Genomic DNA, 22,955 nt, shown 5'->3' on the forward strand with positions numbered 1-22,955 from the left:
GAGCCGATCATCCCCCCGCGAACGGGAATCGGTGTTCAGGCTCATGGGCGGTGCCGAATCCGGGTCACAACGCCAGGGCCTCGTTGACCACTTCCAGGGCCTGGCTGCGTCCAAAGGGTTTGACCAGCAGACGGGTGGCCCCGAAATCCTGGGCCATGCGCAGATTGAAGGCCGCATCCAGGCCACGACCACCACCGGACATGGCGATGATGCGAATGGTGGGGGAGACCTCCTTCAACTCCATGATCAGCTCCACCCCATCCTTTTCCGGCATCAGGATGTCGGTCATGACCAGATCCGGGAGGTACTGTTTGAAACGGCGCAGACCGGCGCGACCGTCCGGGGACTCCTCGATCTCGTGCCCCTCCTCGGTCAAGATCTCGCGCAGCAGGGCGCGGATGGAGGCATCATCGTCGATCACCAGGATACGTGCCATAAAAAATTCCTTTTTTCTTAAATGATTAAACCGCTTCTATTTTAAGATGCGTCGTTTCCCGCAAGGCCATCGTACAAAATACGAGCTTCGTTTCCAAACTTGCCTGATGGGGGGAGAACCCCCTCAACCCCCAACCGTGGACCTCCCTTACGGGAGTTCCACGGTAAAAGGCGAAAACGAAGCTCGCGAAGACTGCGCGCGACGCGTTTTTCGCAAAAGACGCGAAAAATGCTTCCTTGAGAAGCGCGCGCTCAAGTCAAAAGCAAAGTCCCAAGGGCTTTGCCCTTGGATCCCACCAGGGGGATAATCCCCCTGGACCCTTGATAGCGGTCTGGAGATTGCGGACAGCCTGTCACGATTGACGCGTCATCCGATAGGCCTCTTGCGCCGAGTCGCTCACCTCGCGAAGCATCTCCTCTTTCATCGCGACCAGCAACGCCATCGGCGCCCCGATCTCGCGGGCGATCTCCTTGAGTCGTCCACCGCCCTGAAAATGGCGTTCCGCCAGAAGCACTTTCAGGAAATCCGCCAGCACCAACTCCCGAAACGGACCAGCCGGGATCTTGACGGCCCTGGTGGCCCCATCCCACTTGCCTCCGGCGTCGAGGGCCGCCCGCAGCAACTCCATGGCCTCAGCATGCTGGCGATCCTGCTCGGCGCTGAACTCCGGCGTGGCGATCTGAAACCGCAGATGATAATCGTCCGACTGCTCGGAGCCCTGCTCGTTGCTCATGCTCTCATCCTTGTTCCAATACCAGGAATGGAGATCAACTCCCGACCTTGGCCTTGGCCTGCCTGGCCAGTTTCCAGTGTTCGAAGACCAGCACGGTCGGGCTGGCCACGTAAATCGACGACCAGGTTCCAATCACCACGCCCAGCAGCAGGGCCACGGCGAAGTCGTGGATCACCTCCCCGCCATAAAAATAGAGCGCCAGCAGCACCAGAACCACGGTCAGGGAGACGTTGATGGTACGCCCCAGGGTGCGGTTGGTGGCTTCGTTGATGATCACCTCCAGCGGCTGATTGCGCAGCCGTTTGGTTTCGTCGCGGATCCGGTCGAAGACCACGATGGTATCGTTGATCGAGTAGCCGATCACGGTGAGCACCGCCGCCACCACCACCAGGGAGAACTCCTTCTGGGTAAAGGCGAAGAAGCCCAGGATCAGAAACACGTCGTGGATCAGCGACAGCACGGCGCCAAAGGCAAAGCGGAATTCGAAGCGCACCCCGACATAGACCAGGATGGCGAGCCAGGAGTAAACCACCGCCCAGATCCCGTTGATGGTCAGCTCATGCCCCACTTGAGGTCCGACAAATTCCACGCGACGAAGTTCCACCTTGCCCGAGGCGCCGGCCAGGGGATTGAGTGTATCGACGATCTTCTGGGCCATCTGCGAGGCGGCCTGTCCGTCCTGTCCCTCCTGATGGATGCGGATCAGGATCTCCTCCGGGGCGCCGAACTCCTGGATCACCGCCGCGCCCAGGCCGATCTCGCCCAGGGCCACGCGGATATCGTGGACCGGAGCCGGACCGGGAAAGCGCAACTGCATCACCGCGCCGCCCGAGAAGTCCAGTCCGAAGTTCAGACCTCGGGTCGTCAGGGAGAAGAGACTGATGAGCAGCAGCAATCCGGAGATCGCGAAAGCCCAGTAGCGCTTGGAAACGAAATCGATGTTGATTTTCGGATTGATGAATTCCATGATGTGTCACTTTTCAGGGTGAGTGGGTTTGATCCTAGCAACTCAACTGCCTGATCCGCCGGTTGCGCAGGATGTAGTAAAGCATCATGCGCGTCAGGGTGATGGAGGTGAAGAGCGAGGAGATCAATCCGATGATCAGCGTGACCGCGAAGCCGCGCACCGGTCCGGTGCCGAACTGAAACAGGATCAGCGCCGTGGCCAGGGTGGTGACATGGGAGTCGAGGATGGTCATGAAGGCCTTCTCGTACCCCTGATCGATGGCGGCGAAGGGGGTTTTTCCCAAACGCAACTCTTCGCGGATGCGTTCGATGATGAGCACGTTGGCATCCACGGCCATGCCGATCAACAGCACCACGCCGGCGATGCCCGGCAGGGTGAGGGCAGCCTGAAGCCCGGCGAGCACGGCCATGACGATGAAGACGTTGAAGATCACGGCGATGTTGGCCAGCATCCCCAACCCCTTGTAGTAGACCGCCATGAAAACAATGACCATCAATCCGCCGATCAGCGACGAAAGCACCCCTTCCCGGATCGAGTCGCTGCCCAGGGTCGGCCCCACGGTACGCTCCTCCAGGATGGTGACCGGGGCCGGCAGGGCGCCGGCGCGCAGCACGATGGCCAGGTCGTGGGCCTCCTCCATGGTGAAGTTGCCGGTGATCTGGGCGCGTCCGCCTTCGATCTTCTCGCGCAGCACCGGCGCGGAATAAACCTTGTCGTCCAGGACGATGGCCATCCGCTCGCCGACATGCTCGCCGGTGAGTTGCGCAAACTTGCGCGCCCCCTGGTGATTGAAGGTGATGGAGACCAGCGCCTCGCCGAACTGATCGAAATTGACCCGTGCATCGGTCAAGAGATCGCCGGTGAGGTTGGTGCGTTTTTTCAGCAGCAGGGGTTGGCGGCTGGCGGCCTGTCCCTTGCGGGGTCCGCGCTCCTCGTAGAGAAGCTGGTCATCCGGCGGGATGTTCCCGGCCAGGGCCGCGGCCAGATCGCCCTTCTCGTCCACCAGCTTGAACTCCAGGCGGGCGGTGCGACCGATCAGGGTTTTGGCGCGCGAGGGGTCGTTGAGGCCGGGAAGTTGCAGCAGGATGCGATCCTCGCCCTGTTTCTGCAACGAGGGCTCGGCGACGCCGAACTGGTCGATACGCGAACGGATGGTCTGGATCGATTGATCGACCGCGAATTTCTTGAGATCGGTCACCTCGGTCGGCGAAAGGCGCAGACGCACCCCATCCGGGGTCTCCTCGGCCACCGAGTTGCGGAAATCCTCCTTGATGATCTTCAAGACATCGGCCTTGGCCACGTCGGCGGGCAGCTTGAGATCCACGGCATCGCGTCCCTCGCGCTTGATGGCCTGATAGCGCAGCTTGGCCTTGCGCATCGACAGACGCACCTCGTCCACGAGATTTTCGGCGGACTGTTCCACCGCCTTGTCGGTTTCGACGTGCAGCAGCAGATAGAGTCCGCCTTGCAGGTCCAGGCCACGATAGACCGTCTTGGAGGGGAGCCAACCCGGCCACCAAGCCGGAACCCCACCCATCAGGGTGGGCAGGGAGTAGAGCATGGCCCCCCCGACGACGATCAGGGAGAGGATGGTCTTCCAGAGCGGGAAGTGTCGCACGTCCGGTCACTCCTAAGAGGCTGTTTGGCCAAGGCCAACAGCCGACGCAAGCCATTCATGGCCCGCCAAATCGCGCAGCCATTTGAGAAGCACGATATCGACTCTTTCGATTCGTGCAGGTTTGGCGATGCCATGAAGGGCCTCACCAAACCTCCTCTGAAATCAGGAAAGAATCCAAGGATGCCGAAGCCTCACTCCTGGGATTTGTCCGCCGGTTTCTCCGCCGACTCCTCGGGCATCGGCACGCCGGCCTTGGCGCCCATCTCCGCGACCGCCGCGCGCCGCACCTTGACCCGCACCGGACGGAACTGGCGTGCCGACACCTCGATCTCGCCGATCTCCAGCACGACGTGATCCTCTTCCACGCGATGGATGCGCCCCATCAAGCCGCCACGGGTCTCCACCGAATCCCCGCGTTGCAGATTGGCGACCATCTCCTTGTGCTGTTTCACCTGCTTTTGTTGCGGCCTGATCAGCAGGAAATAGAAGATGCCGAACAACAGCACCATGAACACGATGTTGCCGATGGCCGCCTCGGGTCCGGGGGCGGCAGACTGCGCATAGGCAGGGGCGATCAACCAATCAAGCATGGTTCTCTCCAGTTACGTGTTGACAGAACAAATCAGACCAATCCATAGCCTTCCGTGGAGCGGTTGAATCGATCGTCCCGGATGCCACCCGACCTTGCCTGAGGATCGGGATCCGATCGGAATCCCCCGCGCAAACCGTGCGCGCAAACCAAACCAACCCGATACCACGACAGACAAAATCAATCCAACATACGAGAATTCCCATCTCTTGGCAAGGCGTCCCTCACGATTTTGCGCGTCTTGCCCGCGCGTCCCCCATCCTCCGGTCACTTTGGTGTCAATCTTGCTTTGACTCTGTTCTTGGATCGACCGATGAAAAGGGTTGACCTTGGGGACCGATTTGCCCCAAATTGACCGGGATCGCACCACCAACACCGCAGGCAGGGCACCATGGGGCCATCGAAAAAAGAGTTGCCGCGACTCGTGGAGGTGTTGCCCGCCTTTCCGCCGAGTGCCTGCCGGATCTTGAAACTCACCTCGGACATCAATTGCCCGCCCAAGGAGATCGTGCGCATCCTCGATCAGGATCCACCTCTGGCCCGACAACTCCTGCATCTGATCAACGCACCCCGTTGCGGACTCGCCGAACCGGTTGTTTCGATTCGTCAGGCCGTGGTGATCGTCGGCATCAACACCATCAAGAATCTCGCCTTGACCGTCGCCCCGATCGAAATGCTCGGTCGCGACTCGGAGCGCACCCCGTTTCTGGAGGGACAACTCTCCCACGCCTTCGCCGTCGGCCTGATCGCCCGGCAACTGGCGCGCCGCCTCGGCCTGCCCGAGGGGGAGACGCACGACTATTTCATGGCCGGTCTGCTCCACGACTACGGCAAGATCGTCCTGCACCGACTCTTCCCGGCCCGATACAAAAAAGCCCTGGCCATGACGATCAAAAGACAGCGCCCGCTCCACGAGACGGAACGGGAACTCTTCAAGCTCGACCACCTGGGCGTGGGCGCATTGCTCGCTCAAAAATGGGGACTCTCCCCGCACTGCGCCCTGGCCATGGGACGCCACCACCTTCCGGATGACCCGGAATCCGACTCCCCTCTCCCCGACTGCGTGCATGCCGCCAACATCATCGCCAAAACCGTCGGCCTGGGGGCATCGGGCAATCCCCGCATCGAAACCACCCTCCCGAATAGCGTAGCGCGCCGTCTGGACGGCACCCTGCCGGAATTGATCGGTTCCCTGGGCGAAATCCCGGCGGAGATGCACAAGGTCCAACTCTTTTTGAACGCCTGGAACGCCACTCCAGCCGATTCAGTCTGCGAACCGCCATGAAAATCAAATTCTGGGGGGTGCGCGGTTCCATCGCCACGCCCGGCCCGACAACGCTCCGCCACGGCGGCAACACCACCTGCATCGAGGTTCGCACCGACTCGAACGCCCTGATCATTCTCGACGCCGGCACGGGCATCCACCCCTTGGCCCTCTCCCTCTTTCCGGAGTTGCCGATCACCGCCCACCTGTTCATCACCCACACCCACTGGGATCACATCCAGGGTCTGCCGTTCTTCATCCCCAACTTCATTCCCGGCAACACGTTGAAGATCTTCGGCGCCTTCGACCCCATCGACCAACGGGACATCCGCGAGGTGCTGACCGGCCAGTTGCAATACTGCTATTTCCCGGTCCGGGAGGCGGAACTCAAGGCGCGGATCGAATACCACACCCTGCGGGAACGGGAAACCGTCCAGGTCGCCGATGCCACGGTGACCAATCTGTTGATGAATCACCCGGTGTTGAACTACGGCTACCGGATCGACTGCAACGGCAAGTCCGTGGTCTTCACCGGCGATCACGAGCATCTGTACAACATCTACGCGCCGGAAGATCCCGAATACGCCGAATATGCCGACCACATCGAACAGCGGAATCAGGCGATCGTGGCGTTCATGCGTGGGGTGGACGTGCTGATCGCGGATACGTCGTACATCGTCAGCGACTATCCGGCCAAAAAGGGGTGGGGACACGGCACCTTCGATGGCAACATCGCCCTGGCGCGTCAGGCCGGGGTGAAGCGGCTCTGTTTCACCCATCACGAGCCGACCCGTTCCGACGATGCCGTGGAAAGGGTCTGCCAGGAGGCGCTGACGCGCCATCCCAGGGAAGCCGGGGATCCGGAATGCCTGCTGGCACGCGAGGGACTGGTGATCGAGGTGTGATCCCCAACCCCCCCATCCCGCGACGGAACCCGGCCAGGATGGTCGAGGGGTGAACCCGCCTCACCCCTCATCCCGCGACGGAACCCGGCTCAGAAAGCGCTTCTCACCCCGACCCGCACCAAAAAAGACCTCGAAAACCGCCGCGAGCCGCACCGACTCTTCCTCCAGGCGGGCCACCAGATCCACCGCACCTTGCAACGAACCCTGCCGGGTCAAGGTATCCAACTCCGTGGCCAACGCCGCGAACCGGGTCGCGCCCAACTGTCGTGACGGGCTCTTCAGCGGATGGGTCACCAGATGGACACCCTCCGGATCCCCGCCCGCCAACGCCTCGCGAATCGCCGCCAACCGCTCCGGCAGAACCTCGACAAAGGAGCTGGCCACGTCACGCACCGCATCCTCGCCGAGCACCTCGCGCAACTGCCGCAACACCTTGGCGTCGAGACTCTCGCCGCCACCCGGCTTGGCCGCCTGACGCGCCGCGCCGCCAGACCCCATCTCCCGACCCAGAAGCCAGCGGACCAGAGTTGCCTCGAAATCGATGAAGTTCAAAGGCTTGGCCAAATAATCGTCCATTCCGGAGGCAAAACAGCGCTCCTTGTCCTCTTGCAACGCAAAGGCAGTCACGGCCACGATCGGCAGACGCGCGAGGCCATTCGCCGTCTCCCATTGCCGCCACTCGCGGGTGGCGGTGAAACCGTCCATCACCGGCATCTGACAATCCATCAGCACCAGATCGAAGCGGTTGCCGCGCAACTTCTCCAACGCCTCGACACCGTTCTCGGCGCTCTGGAACTCCAGACCCACCTTGCGCAACATCACGCTGATCACCTTGCGGTTGATCGGATCGTCCTCGACCAGCAACAGGCGCAGATTGGGACCAAAGGCCCCGAAACTCACCTGCGGGGCCGAGATCGCCTCCGGCGCGGGAGTCGGCGGCACGACGCTCCTGGCAACCTGGGTGGCCTCGTCCTGGGGCGCATCCTCCAACGGCAGGGTAAACGAAAAAAGACTCCCCTCGCCCTCGCAACTCTCCACCCACAACCGGCCCCCGGCCCGCTCCACCAGCCGCCGGCAAAGGGCCAATCCCAACCCGGTGCCGCCGAACCTGCGCGAGTGGGAGGAGTCCAGTTGCGTGAAGGGGGCAAAAATCATCGCCAGCTTGTCCGGCGGGATGCCGATGCCGGTATCGCGCACCACGAAGCGCACGATGCGTGCCCCGCGTCCCGGATCGTCCTCCAGGGCAACCTCGAGCTTGACCCAGCCCTGACTGGTGAACTTGACCGCGTTGCCCAACAGATTGCGCAACACCAGACGCAACGCCTTCTCGTCGCCACGCACATGGTTGGGCACCTCGGTGGCGACCCGATGCTCGAGCTTGAGCCCCTTCCGCCTGGCCTGGACACCCGTGGCGGCCAGCAGTTCGTTCACCAGCCGTTCCAGTTCGAACACCGACCCCTCGGGCGCCCCGCCATTGGCGCTCGACAACACCCACTCGAGCATGTCGTTGATCAGTCCGACCAACCCCTGTCCGGCGGTGAGCACGCCATTGATCCATTCGCGCTGCTCGGCATCCAGTTGGCTCGAGGCCAGCATGTCCGAAAAACCGATGATGGCATTCATCGGGGTACGGATCTCATGGCTCATCACCGCCAGGAATTCGCTCTTGGCGCGGTTGCCGGCCTCGGCCTCCTCCTTGGCGCGGCGCAACTCCTCCTCGATCGCCTTGCGATCGGTGATGTCCTGTACCGTGCCCACCATGTGCACCGGACGCCCCACGGCATCGCGATGCACCTCGCCCACCTCAATCACCTCGCGGATGGTGCCATCCGGTCGAACGATGCGGTGCTCGACCACATAGGGCACCTCGGCATCTTCCAGGGAACGGGCCACCGCGTCGCGCACCCGGATCCGGTCCTCCGGATGGACGGCAGACTCGAATGCGGAATAGTCGGGCACCGGATCGCCACTCCGCAGGCCGAAAATCCGGAACACCTCGTCGGACCAGCTCAACCGATCGGCCTCGATCTCCCACTCCCAACTGCCCAAATGGGCCAACTCCTGGGCCTTGGCGAGATTCTCCCGACTGCGGCGCAGGGCATCGCCGGCCCGCTTGCGCTCCGTGACATCGCGCAACACGGCGGCAAAGAACAACGCCCCGTCGCTGTCGGTCCAGGAGGAGAGCGACACCTCGATGGGAAACTCGGTGCCATCCCGATGACATCCGAAAGCCTCGAAGGTCCGTCCCGACGACATGGGCGCCCCGGTGGCGCCCATCAGCGCCATGCCGTGCCCATGGTTGACGCGAAACCGCTCCGGTACCAGAAAATCGATCGATTGCCCCAGCACCTCCGCGCGACTCCTGCCGAAGATGATCTCGGCGGCGCGATTCCAGAAGACGATGCGACCCTCCGCGCTCACCGACACGATGGCATCGTGCAACGCCTCGGTGATGGTGCGCAACTGCTCGTCGGCGTGCTGGCGATGACGCATCTCGGTCACCAGTTCCGCGGTGCGGATGGCCACCAGCGACTCCTGACGTTCGTTATCGGATTGCAGCCGCAGCATCGCCGCGCGCATCTGCACCAACAGGAACAGGGAGATCCCGGACCAGAGCAGCCAGGCCACCAGATGGTAGGTCAACACCAGCTGTTTCTGATCGGTGATGGCCTGGAGGATATCCCCGGCGGAGAAGGTGATGCTCAACCCGCCGCGTACATCCCCTTCGCGATAGCCCTGCTGGGCATGACAGGCCAGGCAGGCAGCCCGGGTCACCAGGGGGGCCATGAAGCGAAAGCGCATCGACTCCCCCTCGAGCAGGGCGATCCGCTCTTTCAGCCCCTTCTCGAAAGCCTGCAACGATTCGGTTTCCCAGGCATCCGGCGCGTTTTCGGCACGAATGGGCTTCAAGCTGGTGAGGTGCAGGGACATGTAACCGGTCTGCAACGCCACGTCGGCGATCTGCCGGGTCATGTAGGCGGGATTGAGTCGGGTGAAATGGATCCCTTCGTCGGTGACCAGTTCCCGTTTGTTGGGAAGGTAGGGATTGGGCGGGGTCTCCCCGGTGGTCGGCACGTAGACGCCGCCATGCTGGGCGTTCCAGAGACGGACCGTCTCCACGAACTGGAACACCACCCGCCCCTGGTTGACCGCCAGATCCAATCCCTGACGGTCCAGATTGGCGCTGTTCCAGTTGTAGGAAAAGAACAACAGAACGCTCCAGACAAGGAACGGCACCACCCAGTAACGGCGATCCAGAAGAAGCTCCCTCATCGGATCTTCCTCCCTCGCCGCGTGCCGCCCATGATCTCCCCACCCGACGCGCGCCCGAACCCAACACCGCCCCCAAGCCGCGCGAGGCAGCAGGTCTCGTCAGCCCGAATCCCGAGAAGGGAGATGCGAAGGTTATCCATGGGCCTGGTCAAGTGCAGAAAACAACCAACCGGAACGCTCCTGTCGGAACAGAAACAAACTGCTTCAACTTCAAGGTTATGTCACCATTCAAGCATAATATGGGATAATACCGCCATAAGCAATACAAAAATAGTCCCCATCATTCGGTTTCATGATCAGAACAAATCGTGCGATCGTCATCCGCCACCCGCGCGTCGATCCCGGCCAGCAACCGGGTGCGTCGGATCGGCCTGGTCAGAAAGAATCATGCGATCGTCATCCGCCACCCGCGCGTCGATCCCGGCCAGCAACCGGGTGCGTCGGATCGGCCTGGTCAGAAAGAATCATGCGATCGTCATCCGCCATCAGCGCGTCGATCTCGGCCAGCAACCGGGTGCGTCGGATCGGCTTGGTCAGGAACCGATCGCAACCGGCCACCCGACACCCCTCACGCGCACCGTTCGAGGCGTGCGCGGTCAAAACGATGATCGAGGCGACCGCCCCCTCCCGCTCCGACTCGAGGCGACGGATGGCCCGGATCGTCTCGCCCCCTTCCGGTTCCTGGAGATCCATGAGAATCGCATCGAACCGCGCGCCGCGCGTCAATCGATCCAGCACCTCGCGCCCGCTCCGGGCCTCCTCGACCCGATGCCCCTCCTGGCTCAGGATGGTGGCGAGCAGCCGACGGTTCTCCGGTACGACATCGGCCAGCAGAATGGTCATCGGCACACCCTGACCCGCGCGCCGGCAGGAGCCATTCTCCTCGCCCGCCACCACGTAATCGGTGGGATCGATCCGCAACGGCACCACGAAATGGAAAATCGTTCCGGTCGCATCCGGCTGATCCTCGGACCAGATCACCCCACCCATCATCCCGGCCAGACGGATCGAGATCGCCAACCCCAACCCGCTCCCCCCGTGACGGCGGGTGGACGAGGAGTCCACCTGGGTGAACATCTCGTAGATCGTCTGCCGTTTCTCCTCGGGAATGCCGATCCCGGTATCCTCGACCGTGAAATCAACCACCACCGTCCGTTCCGAACGGGTCAGCTCCGCGACCCGCACCACGATCCGACCGCTGTCGGTGAATTTAAGCGCATTGCCCACCAGATTGACCAGCACCTGGCGCAAGCGTATCCGGTCTCCAACCAGATAGGGAGCAACCTTGGGGTGGATGCGGCTCTGCATCGCCAACCCCTTCTCCATCGCCATTCGGACAAACAGGCCATGCACCCCCTCGATCAACTCCCGCAGGGCAAAAGGGCTCTGTTCCAACTCGAACCGTCCGGACTCGACCCGCGCCAGGTCGAGGATATCGTTGATCAACCCGAGCAGGGAGCCACCGGCCTGACGAATCGCGGAGAGAAACGAACGCTCCTCGGCGGTCAGGGCGGCACGCTGCTCGAGGATTTCGGAAAAACCGAGGATCACGTTCATCGGCGTGCGGATTTCGTGGCTCATGGTGGCCAGGAACTCCCCCTTGGCCCGCGCCGCCTCCAACGCCTCGTCGCGGGCGACGCGCAACTCATGGGTGCGCTCGTCGATCGTCTTCTCCAGGGCGTTTTTGTAGTGTCCGAGGATGTCGATCTCATCCCGCGAGCCGCCGCCATCCGCGCCCGCCGGCATGCCGGAGAGATCCCCGGCCTCGATCCGCTCGGTCAAGGCCCGGATCGGGCGGATGATGATCCGGCGCAGATAAACCATCAACACCACCAGCACCACCATGGCCGAACTCAACTGCAAGGCCAGCCCCCAGTGGATGGTCCGTCCCCCGAGCGCGGCATGGTCCCGATGGGAATCGGCGCGCAACAGGATGGTTCGCCTGGACTCGGCATCCGGGAGCAGCGTGTAGAAGTGGCTCACCACAGGCTCGACCCGCAACAGATGGCTGCTCTTCGCGTCCCCCATGAATTGATTGACCACCAGTCGTTCCGGTTCCGCAAGCCCCTCGCCCACCTCCCAAAGCCGAAACGCCACGCCGGTCTGCTCGCGCAACGTCTTGACGAGATCCTCGTCCAGAAATCGCCCCATCAGCAGGGTGCCACGCGCCGGCCCCTTGCGATCGCTGGTGAGGATGGCGAACGTGGCCACCAGCAACAGACCGCGCTCGGTGACCAGAATGGAACGATGCCCCTCCAGCGGATCGGGATGGTTCCGCAACGGATGATCGGGACGGTTGACCGGGAACTCCGGCCAGACGTGGATCTCCTTCTTGTCGTCGATCACATGGCCCCACACCACATCCCCGGCCTGGTTGTAATAGAACAACACATCCACATGGACGTTGGCGAAAATCTCCGGGGCCAGATTGCTGGAGAGATACTCCGGATATCGATCCTCGATGAACCGGTACGTGTCATCCCAGAAGGCCCAGTCCTGGGCCATGAGTCCGAGATGGTGGAGTTCGCGCTGGATGGCCTGCACGCTGCGCCGTCCGTTCTCCAGGGCATGCTCCTCGTCGAGCCGCTCGAAGCTCGGATAGATCACGAACCGCTGCACCAGCCCGGAGATGCCGATGAACAACACGGCCACCAGCAGCACGACACGCAGGAGCTTGCCATTCAGGGACATGGCTCGGCCATCCCCTCCGCGCGCCGGGCATGAAAATTCCGTTTGAACTCCGCAAAGCGGTCCGTGGCCACGGCCTGGCGCATCTCGGCCATGAGGTCCTGATAATATTGGAGATTATGCAAGGTCATCAGACGGTGACCAAGGATCTCGCGAGCCCGGAACAGATGGTGGAGATAGGCGAGGCTGAAACGCCGGCAGGCCGGACAGCGACACTCCGGATCCGCAGGTCCGGGATCCTCGCGAAAGCGGGCGGTCTTGACGTTGAACGCGCCACGCCGGGTAAAAAGCTGACCGTTGCGGGCATTGCGGGTCGGCAGCACGCAGTCGAACATGTCCACCCCGCGCTCGACCGCCATGACCAGATCCTCGGGCTTGCCCACACCCATCAGATAGCGGGGTTGCTGCCTGGGCAGCAACTCCGGGGCGTAGGAGAGCACCTCGGCCATGAGGGGTTTGGGTTCGCCGACCGAAAGCCCGCCCAGGGCGTAGCCGTCGAAGCCGATCTCGATCAACCCTTGCGCGGAGATCTGGCGCAAATCGCGCTCCATGCCCCCCTGCATGATGCCGAACAGAGCGCGGCCATCCTCCGCGTCGCTCCGCGCCGCCTTGCTGCGCGCCGCCCAGCGCAACGACAGCTCCATGGAGCGGGCCAGATAGTCCCGTTGCGCCGGATAGGGGGGGCACTCGTCGAGCTGCATGAGAATGTCGGAGTCCAGCCGTTCCTGGACACGTACCGCGATTTCGGGGCTCAGAAACCGCGCCGAGCCGTCCAGATGTGACCGGAACGCCACCCCCTCCTCGGTGATCTTGCGCAACGACGACAGACTGAAGACCTGATACCCGCCGGAATCGGTCAGGATCGGCTTTTCCCAGGCCATGAAGGTGTGCAGCCCCCCCAATCGGGCGACACTCTCGTGTCCGGGCCGCAGGAACAGGTGGTAGGTGTTGGCCAGCAGAATCTGCGCGCCGCTCGCCTTGACCTCCTCGGGATCCACGGTCTTCACCGTGGCCGCGGTGCCCACCGGCATGAAGGCCGGGGTTTCGATCACCCCGCGCGGGGTGTTCACCCGTCCGCGCCGCGCGCCGGAGGGATCGGTATGCAGGAGTTCGAAGGAGAAGATGCGCTTCATCGAGCAGATTTCATCCCGGATCCGGAAAGAGCAGGTTGGCGTCGCCGTAGGAGTAGAATCGGTATCCCGAGGCCACCGCATGAGCGTAATCGCGCTCCTGGCGGCTCTTGCCGGTGAAGGCCGCGATCAGCATCAACAGAGTGGATTTGGGCAGATGGAAATTGGTGATCAGCAGATCCACCACCCGGAAGCGGTATCCCGGCAGGATGAAAAGCGCGGTATCCCCGCTCATGGCGCGTACCCGGCCCGCCGCGTCCACGGCGGATTCGAGCATGCGGGTGACGGTGGTGCCCACCGCCACCACCCGTCCACCCGCCGACCGGGTGGCGTTGATTCGGGTCGCCACCGCCTCGGAAAGGGTGAAGAACTCCCGATGCATGCGGTGTTCGGCCAGGTTTTCGTGGCGGACCGGCTGAAAGGTGCCGAGTCCCACATGCAGGGTGGCCATGGCCACCTCCACCCCCTGGGCGCGCAACGTCTCGAGCAGCGCAGGGGTGAAATGGAGTCCGGCGGTGGGCGCGGCCACCGCACCCGGTTGGGCCGCGAAGACGGTTTGATAGCGCTCCAGATTCTCTTCAGGATCCGAACCGGTGATGTAGGGCGGAAGCGGCAGGGTGCCGTGTCGCGCCAGGGCCCCTTCGACATCCCCATCGGCGGCGTGGAGCCGCACCCGGAAACACCCCTCCTCGCGCCCCTCGACCCGGGCCGAAAACCCCTCGCCCAACTCGATCGCCCCGCCAATCTTCACCGGTCGATTGGCGCGGATCAGCGCCTCCCAGAGGTTCTCCCCCTCTGCCACGGGACGGGAGAGGAGGATCTCCACCCGAGCGCCGGTGACCTTGTGACCAAAAAGCCGGGCCGGAATCACCCGCGTGTCGTTGAGCACCAGCAGATCCCCGGCGCGCAACAGCCGGGTGAGATCGGAAAAACGCCCCTCCTCGATCCCTTCCGGACGACTGATCAGCAGACGGGCGGCATCCCGCGGGGTGACCGGTCGCTGGGCGATGCACGCCTCGGGCAGGGGATAATCAAAATCGCTCAAACGCCAGGCCCGGGCCGGCGGCGCATCCGTCCCGCTCATGAGCGCCCCGAGGCCACGAATCGGCGCGCCTGCTCCAGATCCTCCGGGGAATCGATCCCGCCGCGCGCCGCCACATCGGCCACCACCACCCGGATGGCGTGGCCATGCTCGAGCACGCGCAACTGCTCGAGCTTCTCGATCCGCTCCAGCGGGGTCGGCTCGAGGGTGGCGAAGCGTTGCAAAAAATCGGCGCGAAAACCGTACAATCCCACATGCCGCAACATCCCCTCCGGCACAATCCTGCAGGATGGGGAGAGCCCCCCCTCACTCTCCAACCGTGGATCTCCCTTCGGGAATCCCGCGGTGAAATCCGACCCCCCGCCTCCGTTTCCAAACCGATCCCGCTCCCAGGGAATCGGCGCGCGGGAGAAATAGAGCGCATCCCCGCGCCGGTCGCGGGTCACCTTGACCACATTGGGGTTGAACACCTCGTCCGGGGAGGTCAAGGGGTGGGCCAGCGTGGACATGGGCAACGACGGATCGTCGAGCAAGGGGGCCGCGACCCGATCGATCAGCTGCGGATCCAGAAACGGCTCATCCCCCTGCACGTTGACGACCACCGTCTCCATCACCCCCAAAGCGGCCTCGGCCACCCGGTCGGTCCCGGAGGGGTGATCCGGGGAGGTCATCACCGCCCGACCGCCAAAACCGGTCACCGCGTCGAAGATGCGCGCATCATCGGTGGCCACCAGCACCGTCGTGGCGGCGGAACGGGCGGCGGCCTCGCACACCCACTGAACCATCGGCTTGCCACCCAGATCCACCAGGGGCTTGCCCGGCAGACGGGTCGAGGCAAAACGGGCCGGAATGATCACCGCGAATCCCTTCGTCATGACACGCTCCTATCGGCTCTCCCTGGCTTCGCGCCGCTCGCCGCGACCGTCGTCGTAACCGATCAGATCCGCCGAGATGCTCTTGAGATCCAGCCGGCTCTCCACCCGGACCGGCAACCGCCGTTCGTCATGGGTCAGCCAGACGACGATCGACCCCTTGACCCGGAACAGATCGGAGTTGCCGATCATGATGGTGAGCGGCATGACATCGAAAAAACCCAACGGGGTGGTCAGACGTTCCACCATGCCGACATTGGCCGCCACCTGATAGATCTTCTTGCCATCCAGCATGGGAATGTAGACCTCGGTGCCCGGTGCCAGCTCCGGACAGGCCCGCAAGGCATAAAACCCGGTCATCATGTCATGGACGCCGGGGGTGACGCCGTGGATGCTCATCGGCTCCTCCCCCTCCTGGGTGCGCAGCGCCTCGCCCCATTCGCGATCGAAACGGTATTCGATCAGACGGCTCTGATCCCCCCGCTGCTGATGCTTGGCGTAGTAGCGCGCCGAAAGCCCGTGCGGGGTCCGCTCCCCCTCGGAATGCAACTCGTCCTTGACCGGATACATCAGGCGGATCATGCCGATCGACTCGACCCCCGAAACCAGGGCATAGTGCCCCTCCTTGGCGGGTCGAACCTCCATGTAGGCCTTGCCCGCCGGGACGCCCATCCAGTGGATGTTGTAGCGCAACCGCTCGCCCGCCACGCCCCCCAGCACCGACGAGCCGGCACCGCCCGACCACGCCAACCCCGGCAGGGCCACAAGCAACCCAACCACGCCCCCTCTCAGGAGCGAACCCACCAATCCACGCTTCATGCATCCCTTCCGCGATCGTTTCCCGATCTCTTTGAAGCCACGACCTTGGCAAGCGTTTCCGCTTGCAAAGTCATCATCCTAGCATGACCCGGATCGCTCTTGAACGGATCGGACGCAGGGGAACGGTTTTTTTTGATTATGGGAAGTCAGAAACGACTCGGGAGAGACGAGAGAGGCGTCACGGAGAGAACTCCAGCGAAAAAAATCAATCCACCCACCACAAGGCCAGATCCATCTCCACCGCATCGAAGGGCACCGCGCGCATGCGGTCGGCATCGCCATGCACCCTCTCGATCAGCCAGTGTTCCTCCACCAGACGGAACACCTCGACGGTGCGGGCCAACGGATCGACCAGCCAGCAGAAGCCCACCCCGTGACGGACATAGACCGCCAGTTTCAGCAGACGGTCCTTGCGCGCCGTCGAGGGGGAGAGCACCTCGCACACCCGGTCCGGCACCACCTCGAAACGATGATCCGCCGGGATCTTCGGCATGCGCTCGCGCCGCCAGCCAGCCACATCCGGCACCAGCACCTCGCGATCGCGGATGAGGTGAAGTTCCGGCTCCATCAGGATCCACCAACCGCCGGGACCGCCGGAGCCGCGGTGGAAAAGTTGGCAGGCATCGGAGAAAATTCCGCCTCCGCTCACCTCATGCGGCCCCGACGGGCGGAATTGCGTATAAAGGGCGCCGTCGATGATCTCCCCGACCAGCTTCTCGGGCAAATCGAGCAGTTGTTGATAGAGATCGGGTCCAGGGCCAGCATGGCGGTCAGGGGCAGAACTCCTCGGAATCGGGGTCAACCGGAACAGCATGACACGAGATGCGGCGACAGAAGGGGGGGCGCCACGCCCGACCTCGAATGGGCCGAACGCGGCGTTTGCAACCATTGAAACCCGCCTGATGGGGGATCCCCCTCGCGGATGCGGCAGGTCCAGATCAACCGTCGGCGTTGATCTTGGCGATGATCTCCTGGAGCTTCTCGTTGGCATGGTCGTTGGGCACCTGACAGGTGCCGGCGTTCTGGTGACCGCCGCCGCCGTAGCTCAAGGCCAGCTCGCCGACATTGGTCTTCGAGGTGCGATCCAGGATCGACTTGCCGATGGCGAACACGGTGTTCTGTTTCTGGAATCCCCACAGCACATGGATCGAGATGTTGCACTGGGGATAGAGGGCATAGATCATGAACCGGTTGCCGGCCCAGATGGTCTCCTCGTCGCGCAGATCGAGAATCACCAGGTTGCCGTATACCTTGGAGCAGCGTTGCAACTGCTCCTTGAACTTGACCTCGTGCTCGAAATAGATATCGACCCGCTCCTTGACATCCGGCAGTTGCAGGATCTCTTCGATGGGCATTTCGCGGCAATGGTCGATCAGCTCCATCATGAGCTGGTAGTTGGAAACCCGAAAACTGCGGAACCGTCCCAGGCCGGTGCGGGCATCCATCAGGTAGTTCATCAACACCCAGCCGGTGGGGTCGAGAATCTCCTCGCGGCTGAAACGGGCGGCATCGCCCTTGTCCACCGCATCCATCAGCTCCTGGGAGATGCGCGGAAAGGTCGCCGCGCCGCCGTAGTAGTCATACACCACCCGCGCCGCCGAAGGGGCATCGGGATGGATGATGTGGTTGTCCGGCCTCTCCCCACCCCGACGGATGGTTTCGCTGAGGTGGTGGTCGAAGGCCAGATGGACACCCTGGACATAAGGGAGGTTGGTGGTGATGTCGCGATCGGTGATCGCGATCTTGCCATCCTGCATGTCCTTGGGATGCACGAATTTGATGTCGTTGATCAATTCCAGCTCTTTCAACAACACCGCGCACACGAGGCCATCGAAATCGCTCCGCGTCACCAGACGAAACTCTTCCCTGCCACTCATTCCACACCTCCAAAGACGAATGCCTTCAACACGAGCGATTGACGCGACCCGGATTGGACGTGCAACATCCTGGCCAGGTTTCACGACAACTCATAGCGCGACACTCCAAATCGCGCGTGGTCAACTTTATACCAATTTTTCCGATTCGGAAAGCGAACACCAAAAAAAATTGCATCATGCCATTCACATCAACCAAGTGAATCGCCAACAATGGTGCATGGGGGGGTGATTGGCAAAATCGGGGCCAATGGTCTGGCGGGTGATCTCCTGGATCCGGAGTCCGGCGGGCAGGGCATCCGCGTCCAGATGAAAACGACGCGCGTTGTTGGAAAAATAAAGCACGCCTTGCGGAGCGAGCAGGCGGATGGCCTGGGTGATCAGGTTGGGATGTTCGCGTTGCAGCTCGAAGGGGCGTTGCATGCGCGCCGAATTGGAAAAGGTGGGCGGATCGAGCAGGATCAGGTCGAACTTCCCCTCGTCACCCGTTTCGGCGGCCTGGGCGAGCCACTCCAGACAATCGGCGCGCACCAACCGATGATCGAGGCCGGTGAAACCATTCAAGGCCAGATTGCGCCCCGCCCACTCCAGATAGTGACGGGAGAGATCCACGGTGAGGGTGGAACGGGCCCCGCCCGCCGCCGCGTGAACGGTGGCGCTGCCGGTGTAGCCGAAAAGATTCAAGAACCGCTTGCCGGAAGCCGTCGCGCGGATCATGCGCCGCAACGGCGCGTGGTCCAGGAACAGTCCAACGTCCAGAGTGTCGGTGAAGTTGACCAGAAAGGTCAAGCCCCCCTCGTCCACCTCGGCCCAGGCGCGCCCCTCTCCGAGTCGGCCATACTGTCCGCCCGATCCCGCCGACTGGCGATGACGGGTCTTGAGGTGGATGTTGTCCGGATCGACCCCCAAGGTACGGGGCAACACCGCCAGCACCTCGCCAAGCCGACGCCGCGCCGCCTCGGGATCGACCCCCGCCGGCGGACGGTACTCCTGCAGATGGATCCAGGCGCCGTACACATCCACCGCCACGGCGTACTCCGGAATGTCGGCATCGTACAACCGATAGCAGCTCACCCCCTCGCGCTTGAGCCAGCCATCCAGGCGCCGGCGGTTTTTCTTCAAGCGGTTGGCGAACATCACCGCGCCGGGAGCGTCCGGATCCCCGGGCACGGGCGGCGGATCCATGTCAACGGAGGGATCGTCCGGACGACCGATCCGGACATCCCGCTCCACCCGCGCCGGAGCGGGCGCGTCAAGAAGCAGCAACCGGCAGGCGATGGGACCGTTGTACAGGGTCTTGCTCGCCCCCGGCCTCTCCCCCAGGGCATCGGCCAGACGCGGGGCCGCGGTCAGCACCGCCCCCTTCCACCCGCCAAGACGGGTGCGCCACCGTTGGCCAAGCAGCCGGTAGAGCGGCTCCAACCGCTCCATCTCCCCCTGCCGCTCGCCGTAGGGAGGATTGACCACCATCAGACCCGCCACCCCGATCGGTCGCTCCAGACGCTCCAGCTCCCGATTCGCCAGGACGATCCGGTCCGCGACCCCGGCCTGGACCACGTTCTCCTGGGCCGCTTCGAGGGTCTTGCCATCCTGATCGAACCCCAACAGCGCCGGAATCGCGCTTCGACCGGCGCGCGCCCGTTCACGGGCCTCGGCCAGAAGCGGATTCCAGACGTTGGGATCGAATCCCGACCACCCCATGAACCCGAAATGACCGCGCCCCAAACCAGGCGCGATGTCCCCGGCCATCCAGGCCGCCTCGATCAGAAAGGTCCCGGAACCGCACATCGGATCCAGCAGCATGCCACCGTTCCGGGCGATCTCGGGCCAGCCGGCCAGAAGCAGGATCGCGGCGGCGAGGTTCTCCTTCAATGGGGCGGAACCGGCATTCACCCGATAGCCGCGCCGGTGCAACGCCTCGCCGGAGAGGTCGATGCCGATGTCCACGCCGCGCTCCTCGCTCAAACGGGCATGGATGCGCACGTCGGGACGGTCGAAATCCACCGACGGACGGCTCCCGCACCGCTCCCGCAGGCGATCCACCACCGCGTCCTTGACCTTCATGGCCCCGAAGCGGGTATGACGGATGAGGGCGTTGGTGCCGGAAAAATCCACCGCCAGCGTCCCATCCGCGCGCAGATGATCTTCCCAGGGGATCTCGCGCAACCCCGCGTCAAACCCCTCGAGCCGATCCGCCGGCACCCGCGCCAGAGGCAGCAGCAGACGGCTGGCCACCCGCGCATGCAGACAAACCCGCCCGATCACCGCCAGATCCCCCTCGAAGGAGACCCCGGCGGTCAACGGACGCACCCGAAGCCCCCCGGCCAGGCGCAACTCGTCGGCGAGCAGAGGTTCGACCCCGCGCGGCGACGAGGCGAACAGACGCATCCAGGCCGGATTCATGATTTGGTCACCCCTATGTTACAACGGCATGCCCAGGGCGCGCTTGTACAGATCGATCAGAGTCTCCTCCTCCTCGATCTGATGCGGCTCCATGGCGCGCAGACGGATGATCTTGCGAAGGATTTTCGGATCGAATCCCATGGCCTTGGCCTCGGCGTAGATGGCCCGGATGTCCGCGGCGATGCCGAGTTTCTCATCCTCGAGCCGCTCGATCCGCTCGACCACGCGCCGCAACTCCTCGCTGGAGATTCCGCCCACGTCATCCGCCGGCACCGGTTGCCCCTGTTCCACCACTTTCAAATTCATCGCATCGCTCCCCAACCTCGAAACGGTTCCATTCAGCCCAACACGACAGCATAGCCCCAATCCATACCACTTGACCAGTCCTGCCGTGGCGCGCCACGCGGACGCCGCACGATCCGAGGATGATCCCCCAGTACATGGATTGCCTGCTCAACCAACCCCTGATACACTATAAATTGCATGATGGGGGGAGAACCCCCTCACCCCCCGTGCCATGAACCTCCCTTCGGGAGTTCCATGGCACGCAATGAGAAACATTTGCAATTCATGCAAATCTCTTCACCCCCCAAGGGAGTTCCGCGCATGTCCGCATCCGAAACCCGCTCCGCCCTCGCGCAACTCGACAAAATCGTCGCCACCCTCGACCGGATGCCACGGCTCTGCTCCAGCGGCTTTCACGCCATCGTCGAGCACATGGGAGGCTTTTCGGCCAGCTTCGCGGCCAGCGCCAGCCGCGCCTCGGCGATTCGCGAACGCCATTCGGTCAAGGGCAAGCGCCAGGGACTCACCCCGCTCCAGAACGAACTCACCCGCATCCACCGCGAGGTCGATGCCTCGTTGAAACAAATGGATACCCTGTTGGGTCAGACCCGCGCCTTCATCCAAACCACGGACGAGCTGATTCTCTGGTCCCTCACCCTGGAACAAGATGCCTATCTGCCGCTGATGGCCGATCAATTGTTGAGCCAGGGGAGCGACTCCCTGGAGCGACAGACCCAATGCGCCATCATCGACAGTCTGATGCGCCAGATCCGACCCCTGATCCACGATCTGACCGCCTCGTTGCAGGAGTCCTCCACCCTGATGCAGCAGTTGTCGCGCCGTCTGGTGGCCGACATGGACCTCTCCAGCCACCGGTTGCGGGCTCTCAAGAGCCGCCTGAAGGAGGTTCTCGGTCGCATGGGACAGTCGATCGGCGCCATCGACCAGGCCTGCCAGAAAATCGAGGGCCATGCCGAGGCCAATCATGGGGTGTTGTTCAACATGATGCAAACCATGCAGTACGACGACATCAGCGTGCAACGGCTGGCCCACGTCGTCGAAACCACCCGTCAGGCCCGCGAACGCCTCGCCGAAGCCGAGGGGGATGCCACGGGATTGCGCTGGTTCGCCATGGTGACGCGCCTCTCCGCCGAGCAACTCGAGGAGAGCGCCAACGATCTGGTGGGAGCGGTGCAGGAGATGCATCGCCACCTGACCGGCATCACCGATCTGGCCGAATCCCAGAAAAAAACCATCTTCGCGGCCCGCAACGTCAGCATGGAGTTCCAGCAGGATCTCTCCGAGGCGTCGTATCACCTGGCGGCGATGCTCAAACTGCCGATCCTCGAGGATGCACTGCTCTCGGATATTCTCAAAACCCTGTCCCAGACCGAAAACATCCTCTTCATGGCCCACAAGGCGATGGAAACCCTGGACAAAACCTCCGGGCGGCTGAACGGCCTGGCGAAAGAGATCAACACCCGTGGCCAGAGCCGGCTGGAAACCCTGGCCGAGGCGATCCAGGAACTGGCGCGACGGGTTCACGACGAAGGTCGGCAGCGGGCCGAAACCTTGCTCAACGCCGCCGAGGCGATCCAGGTGATCAACAGCGACTTCACCGAACAGGTGGCGCCCAAGATCATGAACGCCGGAGTGATGCTGCGCCGCGTGCCCCTCACCATCCGGCGGCTGGAGATGAGCAATGCCGATCTGGCCACCATCTTCTCGGAATCGCTGGCCGAGACCCAGGCGACCTACAACCAGATCATGCTGTTGACCTCGGACATCACCTTTCACACTGAAATCCGCGCCTCCGCCTCGCGCATTATCGTGGAACTGCGCGAGATCCAACAACGGGAGGCGGGAGCCTTCCTGCCCACGCTCGTGGACGACTGCGCGGCCATGGTCGAGGATTTTCAGGGGTTGTGGGCGCTCTACACCATGGAAAGCGAACGGCGGGTGCATGCGGCCCTGCTGGGTCGGGGCGACGACGCGGCGGACGAGGATGACGGCATCGAGCTGTTTTGAGTCAACGACTGTGGACAATCTGAAAAGCA

18 protein-coding genes are annotated in these 22,955 nt (G+C 63.1%); 3 read left to right on the forward strand and 15 right to left on the reverse strand.

Annotated features, from left to right (window positions below):
• Positions 1–64: 64 nt before the first annotated feature.
• The 5 genes from ACV4UY_RS00965 to yajC form a co-directional block, all read right to left on the reverse strand.
• Positions 65–436 (reverse strand): response regulator, encoded by a 372-nt coding sequence (locus ACV4UY_RS00965; RefSeq protein ID WP_491605798.1) that lies wholly within the window; start codon positions 434–436, stop codon positions 65–67.
• 352 nt (positions 437–788) lie between these two features.
• Positions 789–1,169, reverse strand: coding sequence for a hypothetical protein (locus ACV4UY_RS00970; protein ID WP_491605799.1), 381 nt, complete (start codon positions 1,167–1,169; stop codon positions 789–791).
• Positions 1,170–1,203: 34 nt separating this feature from the next.
• Positions 1,204–2,136, reverse strand: coding sequence for a protein translocase subunit SecF (gene secF, locus ACV4UY_RS00975; RefSeq protein WP_491605800.1), 933 nt, complete (start codon positions 2,134–2,136; stop codon positions 1,204–1,206).
• Between the two features lie 34 nt (positions 2,137–2,170).
• Positions 2,171–3,754, reverse strand: a complete 1,584-nt coding sequence (gene secD, locus ACV4UY_RS00980; protein WP_491605801.1) for a protein translocase subunit SecD — start codon at positions 3,752–3,754, stop codon at positions 2,171–2,173.
• A 191-nt stretch (positions 3,755–3,945) separates the two neighbouring features.
• On the reverse strand, positions 3,946–4,344 hold the full coding sequence (gene yajC, locus ACV4UY_RS00985) for a preprotein translocase subunit YajC (RefSeq protein ID WP_491605802.1): 399 nt from the start codon (positions 4,342–4,344) through the stop codon (positions 3,946–3,948).
• 411 nt (positions 4,345–4,755) lie between these two features.
• Between yajC and ACV4UY_RS00990 the strand changes: the two genes are divergently transcribed.
• Together ACV4UY_RS00990 and ACV4UY_RS00995 are read left to right on the forward strand one after the other, a co-directional pair.
• The gene (locus ACV4UY_RS00990) at positions 4,756–5,628 is read left to right on the forward strand and encodes an HDOD domain-containing protein (RefSeq protein ID WP_491605803.1); all 873 of its coding nucleotides are present in this window, start codon (positions 4,756–4,758) and stop codon (positions 5,626–5,628) included.
• Positions 5,625–6,512 carry an MBL fold metallo-hydrolase gene (locus tag ACV4UY_RS00995; protein WP_491605804.1) on the forward strand — a complete coding sequence of 296 codons (888 nt, stop codon included), beginning with the start codon at positions 5,625–5,627 and terminating at the stop codon, positions 6,510–6,512. The genes ACV4UY_RS00990 and ACV4UY_RS00995 overlap by 4 nt, the downstream gene beginning before the upstream one ends.
• Before the next feature lie 60 nt (positions 6,513–6,572).
• Here the strand turns inward: ACV4UY_RS00995 and ACV4UY_RS01000 are convergent, their stop codons facing one another.
• The 10 genes from ACV4UY_RS01000 to ACV4UY_RS01045 form a co-directional block, all read right to left on the reverse strand.
• On the reverse strand, positions 6,573–9,785 hold the full coding sequence (locus ACV4UY_RS01000; RefSeq protein WP_491605805.1) for a PAS domain S-box protein: 3,213 nt from the start codon (positions 9,783–9,785) through the stop codon (positions 6,573–6,575).
• A gap of 396 nt (positions 9,786–10,181) precedes the next feature.
• Complete coding sequence (locus ACV4UY_RS01005) at positions 10,182–12,476, reverse strand: CHASE4 domain-containing protein (RefSeq protein ID WP_491605806.1); 2,295 nt, start codon at positions 12,474–12,476, stop codon at positions 10,182–10,184.
• Complete coding sequence (gene tgt, locus ACV4UY_RS01010; RefSeq protein WP_491605807.1) at positions 12,467–13,606, reverse strand: tRNA guanosine(34) transglycosylase Tgt; 1,140 nt, start codon at positions 13,604–13,606, stop codon at positions 12,467–12,469. Before tgt ends, ACV4UY_RS01005 begins: the two co-directional genes overlap by 10 nt.
• A gap of 10 nt (positions 13,607–13,616) precedes the next feature.
• Positions 13,617–14,687 carry a tRNA preQ1(34) S-adenosylmethionine ribosyltransferase-isomerase QueA gene (gene queA, locus ACV4UY_RS01015; protein ID WP_491605808.1) on the reverse strand — a complete coding sequence of 357 codons (1,071 nt, stop codon included), beginning with the start codon at positions 14,685–14,687 and terminating at the stop codon, positions 13,617–13,619.
• On the reverse strand, positions 14,684–15,520 hold the full coding sequence (kdsB, locus tag ACV4UY_RS01020) for a 3-deoxy-manno-octulosonate cytidylyltransferase (protein ID WP_491605809.1): 837 nt from the start codon (positions 15,518–15,520) through the stop codon (positions 14,684–14,686). Before kdsB ends, queA begins: the two co-directional genes overlap by 4 nt.
• 9 nt (positions 15,521–15,529) lie before the next feature.
• Positions 15,530–16,336, reverse strand: coding sequence for a DUF3108 domain-containing protein (locus ACV4UY_RS01025; protein WP_491605810.1), 807 nt, complete (start codon positions 16,334–16,336; stop codon positions 15,530–15,532).
• Positions 16,337–16,541: 205 nt separating this feature from the next.
• Positions 16,542–17,150 carry a Uma2 family endonuclease gene (locus ACV4UY_RS01030; RefSeq protein WP_491605811.1) on the reverse strand — a complete coding sequence of 203 codons (609 nt, stop codon included), beginning with the start codon at positions 17,148–17,150 and terminating at the stop codon, positions 16,542–16,544.
• Positions 17,151–17,274: 124 nt separating this feature from the next.
• Positions 17,275–18,213, reverse strand: a complete 939-nt coding sequence (locus ACV4UY_RS01035; protein ID WP_491605812.1) for an exopolyphosphatase — start codon at positions 18,211–18,213, stop codon at positions 17,275–17,277.
• 183 nt (positions 18,214–18,396) lie between these two features.
• A complete protein-coding gene (gene rlmKL, locus ACV4UY_RS01040) occupies positions 18,397–20,613 on the reverse strand; it encodes a bifunctional 23S rRNA (guanine(2069)-N(7))-methyltransferase RlmK/23S rRNA (guanine(2445)-N(2))-methyltransferase RlmL (RefSeq protein ID WP_491605813.1) in 2,217 nt (738 codons plus the stop codon).
• A gap of 18 nt (positions 20,614–20,631) precedes the next feature.
• Positions 20,632–20,919, reverse strand: coding sequence for a DUF2312 domain-containing protein (locus tag ACV4UY_RS01045; RefSeq protein ID WP_491605814.1), 288 nt, complete (start codon positions 20,917–20,919; stop codon positions 20,632–20,634).
• Positions 20,920–21,219: 300 nt separating this feature from the next.
• Here ACV4UY_RS01045 and ACV4UY_RS01050 point away from each other — a divergent pair, with 300 nt between their 5' ends.
• Positions 21,220–22,926 (forward strand): hypothetical protein, encoded by a 1,707-nt coding sequence (locus tag ACV4UY_RS01050; protein ID WP_491605815.1) that lies wholly within the window; start codon positions 21,220–21,222, stop codon positions 22,924–22,926.
• Positions 22,927–22,955: the final 29 nt, after the last annotated feature.

The organism is Candidatus Magnetaquiglobus sp., from assembly GCF_058402785.1.